Source organism: Cellulomonas sp. (genome assembly GCF_035634735.1).
GTDB lineage: Bacteria > Actinomycetota > Actinomycetes > Actinomycetales > Cellulomonadaceae > Cellulomonas.
Genome location: NZ_DASQCJ010000149.1, coordinates 1 through 6,965 on the forward strand (window position 1 = coordinate 1; position 6,965 = coordinate 6,965).

Genomic DNA, 6,965 nt, shown 5'->3' on the forward strand with positions numbered 1-6,965 from the left:
TCGTGCAGCTCGGCCAGCAGCCGCCGCATGATCTTGCCGGACCGGGTCTTGGGCACCTCGGGGACGAGGACGACGTGCTTCGGCTTGGCGACCGGGCCGATCTCGCGCTGCACCTGCGCGCGCAGGTCCTCGCGCAGCGCCGCGGCGGCGGCCCGCCAGGCGGCCAGGTCCTCGACCGGCCCGGGCGCGACGGCCGGCACCACGAACGCGGCGACGGCCTGCCCGCCCACGGCGTCCGTCACGCCCGCGACGCCGGCCTCCCCGACCGCCGGGTGCGCGACGAGCGCCGACTCGATCTCGATGGTCGACAGCCGGTGGCCCGCGACGTTCACGACGTCGTCCACCCGGCCGAGCAGCCACACGTCGCCGTCGGCGTCCCAGGACGCCCCGTCGCCGGCCAGGAAGTAGCCGTGCGCGGCGAACGGCCGCCAGTAGGAGTCGCGGAACCGCGCCGGGTCGCCCCAGACGGTCCGCGCCATCCCGGGCCAGGTCCGGTCCAGGACCAGGTAGCCGCCGGAGCCGCGGGGCACCTCGGCGCCCGCGTCGTCGACGACCTTGGCCGAGAAGCCGGGCAGCGCGCGGGTGGCCGAGCCGGGCTTGAGCGTGGTGACGCCGGGCAGCGGGGCGATGACGGCAGCGCCCGTCTCGGACTGCCACCAGGTGTCGACGACGGGTGCGCGGTCCGCCCCGAACTGCGAGCGGAACCACACCCACGCCTCGGGGTTGATCGCCTCGCCGACGGTGCCCAGCAGCCGGATCGTCGACAGGTCGTACCCGTCCGGCAGGCCGTCCGGGAACCAGGTCATGAACGTCCGGATCAGCGTCGGCGCCGTGTAGTAGACCGTGACGCCGTACCGCTCGATGACCTCGAGGTGCCGCTCGCGGTGCGGGGTGTCCGGCGTGCCCTCGTAGATCACCTGGGTCAGCCCGTTGCTGAGCGGCCCGTAGATCTCGTAGGTGTGGGCGGTGACCCAGGCGAGGTCGGCGGTGCACCAGTGGACGTCGTCGGGCTTCGCGTCGAACATCGCCCAGTGCGTCCAGGACGCGTGCGTGAGGTAGCCGCCGGTGGTGTGCACCAGGCCCTTCGGCTTCCCGGTGGTGCCGGACGTGTAGATGATGAACAGCGGGTGCTCGGCGTCGAAGGCCTGCGCCTCGTGCACGTCCGACGCGGTGTCCACGACGTCGTGCCACCAGACGTCGCGCCCCTCGGTCCAGGCGACGTCCTGCCCGGTGCGCCGGACCACCAGCACGTGCTCGACGTGGTCCAGGCCGTCGACCGCGGCGTCGGCGGCGGACTTCACCTCGACGGCCTGGCCGCGGCGGAACTGGCCGTCGCTGGTGACGAGCAGCTTCGCGCCGGTGTCCTGCACCCGGAACCGCACGGCCTCCGCGGAGAACCCGCCGAACACCAGCGAGTGCACCGCGCCGATCCGCGCGATGGCCAGCGTCACGACGATCGTCTCGGCGATCACCGGCAGGTAGACGACGACCCGGTCGCCGGGGCCGATGCCGAGGTCGGTCAGGGCGTTGGCCGCCCGGGACACCTCGCGCTGCAGGTCGGCGTAGGTGATCGACCGGCGGTCGCCGCGCTCGCCCTCGGCGTGGATCGCGACCTTGTCGCCGCGGCCGGCGGCCACGTGCCGGTCGACGCAGTTCACCGCGGCGTTCAGCTTCCCGCCGACGAACCACTGCGCCTCGGGGACGGTCAGCTCGCCGTCCGGACCCTCGACCGCGGGGGACCAGGTGTGCGCGGTGTGCCAGGGCTCGGCCCACTCGAGGCGCCGCGCGGCGTCCTCCCAGAAGCCCACGTGGTCGGCGTCGGCGCGCGCCCGCAGCCGCTCCGCCTCCGCCGGGCCCACGTTCCAGTCGCCGGCCGGGGCCGGGTACGCGCGGGTCTCGGTCTGCAGCGCGGCGATGGTCGCGCCCGTCGTGCTCGTCATGCCCACCTTCTCAGCAGCGACTTCTCGGCCAGGCCGATCAGCGCGTCGGTCGTCTTGCCCAGCAGCGCCAGCAGGAGGATCGCGAGGATCGCCCGGTCGACGCGGCCGTTCTGCCCGCTGTCCATCAGGAGGAAGCCCAGGCCCATCGACGACGCGATGAGCTCCGCGGCCACCAGGAACAGCCAGGACTGCGCGAGCGCGAGCCGCAGGCCCGCCACCACGGAGGGCACGGCGGCGGGCAGCTGCACGGCGCCCAGCAGCCGCGCCCCGCGCAGCCCGTACGCGCGCCCGGCCTCGACCAGGTGCGCGTCGACGTGCCGCAGCGCGGCGACGACGGTCGTGTACACGGGGAAGAACGCCCCGATCGCGATGAGGGTCAGCTTGGAGTCCTCCCCGATCCCCATCCACAGGATCAGCAGCGGGACCCACGCCAGCGACGGCACCGCCCGGACCGCGCCGAGGGTCGGCTCGAGCAGCGCGCCCGCCAGCCGGGACAGGCCGACCACCGACCCGGCCGCCAGGCCGAGGGCCGCGCCGACCAGGAACCCGAGCAGGACCCGCTGGGTCGAGATGGCGACGTACTGGCCGAGCAGCCCCCGCTCCGCGAGGTCGACGGCGGCCGTCCACACGGACGCCGGGCTCGGCAGCTGGTACGGCGCGACCAGGCCCGACGTCGTGACGACCTGCCACGTGACGAGCAGGACCGCGGGGACGAGCAGGCCGAGCGCGATCCGCACGGGCCGCCGCGCGAGCGGCCCGGCACCGGGCCGGGCGGGCAGCCCGAGGCCGAACGGGTTCAGCCCGGGCAGCGCGCGGCCGCGGCCGTCGGTCACCGGTGCCGCGGACCCGGTGATCGTCGCGGGAACGGGGGACATGGGTCAGCCGGCGATCGTGGTCGGGTCGGCGTTCTCCGCGAACTGGGGGTCGAAGAGCTCGTCCAGGGCGGTGTCGACCAGGTCCTGGCTCGCCACGTCGCCGGACTCGACGAAGATCGGGCCGACCACCTCGAGCACGTCGCGCTGCGCCTGGCCGGGGACCGGGTCGATGTCGAGCGTGGTGCGCTCGGTGATGACGGTCTCGGCGACCGCCGGGTCGATGCCGGCCACCTCGGCGAGGATGCTGACGACCTCGTCGGGGTTCTCCTGCGCCCACGCGCGCGCCTTCTCGTACGCGTCGACGACGACCTGCGCCAGGTCGGGGCTCGCGTCGAGGAAGTCCTGGGTGGCGTTGAGGAACCCGTAGGTGTTGAAGTCGACGTTCCGGTACAGCAGCGTCGAGCCGGCCTCGGCCTCGCTCGCGGCCATCAGCGGGTCCAGGCCGGACCACGCGTCGACCGAGCCGTTCTCCAGCGCCGCCTTGCCGTCGGCGTGCTGCAGGTTCTGCACCTCGACGTCGGCCGGGTCGACGCCCGCCTCGTCGAGCGCCTGCAGCAGGAAGAAGTACGGGTCGGTGCCCTTCGTCGCGGCGACCGAGCGGCCGGCCAGGTCGGCGACGTCGGTGATGTCCGAGCCCGCCGGCACGACCAGCGCGGCCCACTCGGGCTGCCCGTAGATGTCGATGGTCCGGATCGGCGAGCCGTTGGACCGGGCGAGCAGCGCCGCCGACCCCGCGGTGGAGCCGACGTCGACCGCGCCGGCGCGCAGCGCCTCGTTGGCCTTGTTCGACCCGGCCGACTGCACCCACTCGACGTCGACGTCGTCGCCGAGCGTCTCCTCCAGCCAGCCCTGGTCCTTGATGACCAGGCTCAGCGGGTTGTAGGTGGCGAAGTCGACCGTCAGGGTGTCGGCGCTCCAGCCGTCGGCGGCGGTCGCGCCGTCCTCCGGGGCGTCCGCCTGGGCGGCCTCGCCCTCGCCGGCCACGCAGCCGGCGAGCAGCAGGGTCGCGGCGACGGCGGCGGCGCCGAGGGCGATCGGGCCGCGCGCTCGGCGACGGAGGGCGGTGGTCAGGGCGGTCATGGCGGGCTCCAGGGGGTGTCGGGGTCGTGGGGTGGTGCGGGTCAGATCGAGTGGTGCGCGTCCGGGTCGTGCGCCGGGTGGTGCGAGGGCACGCCCAGCCCGTCCAGCAGCTCGGCGCGCAGCTCGGCCAGCCGGGCGTCGGCGCGGTCGCGGGGGCGGTCGCCCGGGACGGTGATGACGGAGCGGACGGAGGCGTCGCCGGGCGCGCCCGGGCCGCCGAGCGCGCCGAGCAGGACGACGCGGTCGGCCAGGTACAGCGCCTCCTCGACGTCGTGCGTCACCAGCAGCACCGTCGTCGGGCGGCTGGCGTGCACCTCCAGCAGCAGGTCCTGCATCCGCAGCCGGGTCAGGGCGTCGAGCGCGCCGAACGGCTCGTCGAGCAGCAGCACCCCCGGGCGGCGGGCCAGCGCCCGGGCCAGCGACGCGCGCTGCGCCATGCCGCCGGACACCTGTCGCGGACGCAGCCCCGCCGAGCCCGCGAGCCCGACCAGGTCCAGCAGCCGGGCGACCTGGTCGCGGGACCCGGCGCGCGGCGTGCCGCGGGGGACGCCGAGCGCGACGTTGTGCGCCAGCGTGCGCCACGGCAGCAGCCGCGGCTCCTGGAACGCGACGGCGGTGCGCGGGTCGTACGGCGCGACCGGCGCGTCGCCGATCAGGATCGAGCCCGCGTCGGGGGTGTCGAGTCCGGCGACCTGGCGGAGCAGCGTCGACTTGCCGCAGCCGGACGGGCCGATGACGGCGACGATCTCGCCGGCGGCGATCGACAGGTCGAGGCCGGCGAGCACGGGGCGCGGGCCGGCGGGGGTGGCGAAGGTGCGGGCGACGCCGCGGAGCGCGACGGGGCGCGCGGCGCCGGCCGCGTCGTCGGCGGGGCGGGTGCCGGAGGCGGTCGAGCCGGCGTCGGCGGGGGCCGTGCCGGGGGCGTCGGCGAGGGCCGGTGGGGCGTCGGCCGGGGCCGCGCCGGGGGCGGCCGGTCGGGCGGACGTGGTCGCGCCGGGGTCGGCGGCGGCCGGGCCGGCGGTGCGGGGGGCGGGGCTCATGGGGGTTCCCGGGTCGTCGGGGCCGCGGGGGCGCGGCGCGGGGCGGCGGGGCTCGGTCGCGGACCTGCGGCGGAGCGCGGGTCGGACGGGCCGCCGGCGGGCGGGTGCTGCCGGGGTGCTGCCGGGCGCGGCCGGTGGGCGTCGGGGACGCGGGTCAGGCGGCGCGGGAGGTGCGCGGACAGCTCGCCGAGCGGCGACAGCAGCGCGGCGACGCGGGCATCGGCCGGCCCGGGCGCTGGGTCGTGCGCTGCATCGACCGGGCCACGGGCCGCCTCCTTCACGCTGTCTCGCCTGTTGAGACGCAAATGTTCACGTCTCGGGATCACCGCCGACAGTAGCGCCCGACGTGCGGCGGGACAACCTCGTCTCGCCGCGCTCCACCCCGCGCCGGCCCCGCGCCGGCCCCGCGTCCACCCCGCGCCGAGTGGGCAGCAGATGTCCCCTCCGGCCTCGCGGAAGGGACATCTGCTGCCCACTCGGCGGAACCCGGAGCGGCGTCGGGTCAGCGGCGGGCGGCGCGCAGGGTCAGGTGGACCGCGATGCCCGCGAGCAGGCCCCAGAACGCCGCCGAGACCCCGCCCACGCTCACGCCCGAGACCGTCACCAGGAACGTCACCGCCGCCGCCTCGCGGTGCCCGGCCGGGCCGAACGCGGCGCCGAGCGACGCGGCGAGCGTCCCCACCAGCGCCAGGCCGGCCGCCGCGGCGATCAGCCCGGCCCGCGCCGCCAGTGCCACCGCGGCGACGGCCGCCGACGCCACCGCCAGCACCACGTACCCGCACCCCGCCACGACCGCGGCCCGCCACCGCCGCCGCGGGTCCGGGCCGCCCTCGGGGCCGGCGGCGAGCGCCGCGCTGATCGCCGCGAGGTTGATCGCGTGCCCGCCGAACGGGGCGGCGAGCACCGTCCCGGCGCCGGTCACGAGCATGACCCGGCGCAGGGGAGCGGCGTACCCGAACCCGGCCAGCACCGCCACGCCCGGGATGTTCTGCGACGCCATCGTCACGACGAACAGCGGCACCGCCACCGAGACCACCGCCGACCAGGACGGCTGCGGGGTGGTCCAGGTCAGCGACGGCAGCAGGTCGGACGGGTCGAGGGCGCGCACGCCCGGCGAGGCGACCGCGATCGCCACCGCGAGCCCGATCGCCGCGGGGGTGGCCCAGCGCGGCGCCAGCCGCAGCAGCACGAGCCACACGACCACCACCGGCCCGACCAGCAGCGGCCGCTCGGCGACCGCGAGCACCGGCTGCAGGCACAGGTCGACCAGGACGCCCGCGAGCATCGCGTTCGCGAGCGGCACCGGGATCAGCCGCACCCAGCGCTCGAGCCGCCGCCACAGCCCGACCGCCGCGAGCAGCACGCCGCACAGCACGAACCCGGCGACCGCCTCCGGCCAACCGCCCGCCGCCGTCCCGGTCGTGGCCAGCAGCGCGGCGCCGGGCGTGGACCACGCGACGGTGATCGGCAGCCGGGTGCGCCACGCGAGCAGGACCGTCGCGGCGCCCATCGCGAGCGTGACCGCGAGCAGCCCGGACGCCGCCTGGGCGGGGGTGGCGCCGACCGCGCGCAGCCCGCCGAGCACGACGGCGAACGCGCTGGTGAAGCCGACGAGCGCGGTGACGACGCCCGCGGCGAGGTGCGTGCCGCCGTCGCGGGCCGCGGGGTCGGTCGGCGCGGGGTCGGTGGCCGTCGGGGAGAGCGCGTCGGCGGGGGCGTCATCGGGCCGGGTCACGCGCCGCACGGTAGCGCCGGGGTGTGTCGGCCGCGTTGCGGCGTCCGCGCCCTCGGGCGGGCCGTGAGGTCGTCACATCGCGGCGAGGTCGTCACTCACGCGTGACGACCTCGCGCGGATGTGACGACCTCACCGCGGGGGAGCCGGCCCGTGCCGCCGGGCCGGCCGTGCCGACGCCCCCGCGGTCAGCCCAGCAGCCCGGCGATCTGCTCCAGGTGCGCGGGGGCGGCCTGGACCAGCAGCGTCGTCACCGCGGTGCCCCGCCACGCCGCTGCCTGCGCCCGCACGTCGTCCG

Annotated in this window: 5 protein-coding genes; all 5 read right to left on the reverse strand. The window is 77.0% G+C overall.

What is annotated here, in order from left to right:
- Positions 1–1,940: acetate--CoA ligase (acs, locus tag VER05_RS12975; RefSeq protein ID WP_324845758.1), on the reverse strand; the 1,940-nt coding region annotated here is incomplete at its 3' end.
- On the reverse strand, positions 1,937–2,815 hold the full coding sequence (locus tag VER05_RS12980; protein ID WP_324845759.1) for an ABC transporter permease: 879 nt from the start codon (positions 2,813–2,815) through the stop codon (positions 1,937–1,939). The genes acs and VER05_RS12980, both read right to left, overlap by 4 nt.
- Positions 2,816–2,818: 3 nt before the next feature.
- Positions 2,819–3,895, reverse strand: a complete 1,077-nt coding sequence (locus VER05_RS12985; RefSeq protein ID WP_324845760.1) for an aliphatic sulfonate ABC transporter substrate-binding protein — start codon at positions 3,893–3,895, stop codon at positions 2,819–2,821.
- A gap of 41 nt (positions 3,896–3,936) precedes the next feature.
- Positions 3,937–4,935 (reverse strand): ABC transporter ATP-binding protein, encoded by a 999-nt coding sequence (locus tag VER05_RS12990; protein ID WP_324845761.1) that lies wholly within the window; start codon positions 4,933–4,935, stop codon positions 3,937–3,939.
- 502 nt (positions 4,936–5,437) lie between these two features.
- Positions 5,438–6,670, reverse strand: coding sequence for a benzoate/H(+) symporter BenE family transporter (locus VER05_RS12995; protein WP_324845762.1), 1,233 nt, complete (start codon positions 6,668–6,670; stop codon positions 5,438–5,440).
- Between the last annotated feature and the right edge of the window lie 295 nt (positions 6,671–6,965).